Origin of the sequence: Aquabacter spiritensis, assembly GCF_004346185.1 — a bacterium.
GTDB classification, from domain to species: domain Bacteria; phylum Pseudomonadota; class Alphaproteobacteria; order Rhizobiales; family Xanthobacteraceae; genus Aquabacter; species Aquabacter spiritensis.
Genome location: NZ_SMAI01000037.1, coordinates 1 through 1,605, shown reverse-complemented (window position 1 = coordinate 1,605; position 1,605 = coordinate 1). Strand labels below are relative to the sequence as shown.

General features: G+C 71.3%; 1 protein-coding gene. It reads left to right on the top strand.

Going from position 1 to position 1,605, the window contains the following annotated elements; genetic code table 11:
- Positions 1-1,605, top strand: a 1,605-nt coding sequence (locus tag EDC64_RS23985) for an autotransporter-associated beta strand repeat-containing protein (RefSeq protein WP_245504865.1), incomplete at both ends; no start/stop codon positions are given.

The following is a 1,605-nucleotide window of genomic DNA, read 5'->3' as shown; positions in this document are numbered from 1 at the left end:
GTCGACGGTGGCGACCATCGCTTCGGTCCTGACCGGCAGCGGCGGGCTCGAAAAGGCGGATTACGGCACGCTGATCCTGTCGGGGGCCAACACCTATACCGGCGGCACGGTGATCTCGGCGGGCACGCTGCAGATCGGCGCCGGGGGCGCCGCGGGGGAGATCGGCGGCGATGTCGCCAATGCCGGGGTGCTGGCATTCGCGCGCAGCGGCGAGCTGCGCCTCGACGGGGCGATCTCGGGCACCGGCGCGCTGGTTCAGTCGGGTCCCGGGACGGTCTATCTGACCGGCAGCAACAGCTATTCCGGCGGGACGACGATCGCTGGGGGAACGCTGCGGATCGACGGCGCGGGGGCGCTGGGGAGCGGCGGGCTGACGGTCGGGACGCAGGGCACGCTGCGCGCCAGCGGCACCTTCGCCTATGGCGGGCCGATCACGCTCGGCGGGACGGCGAGCGCTCCGGCCAAGTCGGCGGCGACGGCGGCGACCTTCGAGGTCGACACGGCGCAGGCGCTGACGCTGTCGGGCGTGCTGTCGGGGAGCGCGGGCCTGACCAAGACCGGCGGCGGCCTGCTGATCCTGACGGGGGAGAACAGCTATGCCGGGCTGACGACGATCGCCGCGGGGACGCTGCAGATCGGCAATGGCGGCACGATCGGCTCGATCCTGGGCGACGTGGTGAACGAAGCGAGCCTGGTGTTCAACCGCTCGGACACCTATGCCTTTACGGGGCAGATCAGCGGCAGCGGGGCGGTGACCTTCACCGGCGGCGGCACGGTCCTGTTCTCCTCGCCTTATACCGGGCCGATCGCGGTGGATCAGTCGACGGTCCGGCTGGAATCCGGGTCGGTCACGGCCTCGCCCTTCACGGTCAATGCCGGGGGCGTGCTGGGCGGCACGGCGACGATCGGCGGCCTGACGGTCAATGGCGGGGGCACGGCCGCGCCGGGCTATTCGCCGGGGACGCTGACGGTGACCGGAGCGGTCACGTTCAATGCCGGGTCGGTCTATGCGGTGGACGTGACGCCGGACGGGGCGCACGATCTGATCCTGGCGACCGGGTCGGTGACGCTGTCCTCCGGGGCGAGCGTGCAGGTTCTGGCGGTGCCGGGGCGCTATGCGGCGGCGAGCACCATGCCGATCCTGAGCACGTCGGGGACGCTGACGGGCACGTTCGGGTCGGTGACCTCGGACTATGCCTTCCTCGATCCGGCGCTGACCTACGACGCCCAGAACGTCTATCTGACCCTGGTCTACAATGCGGTCGACTTCGCCGCGTTCGCCCAGACGCCGAACCAGACGGCGGTGGCGGTCGCGGCGCAGGATCTCGGGTCGGGCAACGCGGTGTACGAGGCGATCTTCCAACTGCCCGAGGCGGCGGTGGCGCCGGCCTTCAACCAGCTCTCGGGCGAGGTCTATCCCTCGATCGCCACGGTGATCCAGCAGCAATCGATCTATCTGCGCGAGGCGGTGGGGACGCGCCTGCGCCAGTCTCTGACCGGCAGCGGGACCGGGGCGCTGGCTTATGCCGCGAAGGCGGCGGGTCCGGCGACGGCGCCGCTGAGCGCCGGCCTGACGCCGACCTTGTGGCTGCAGGGCTATGGCGG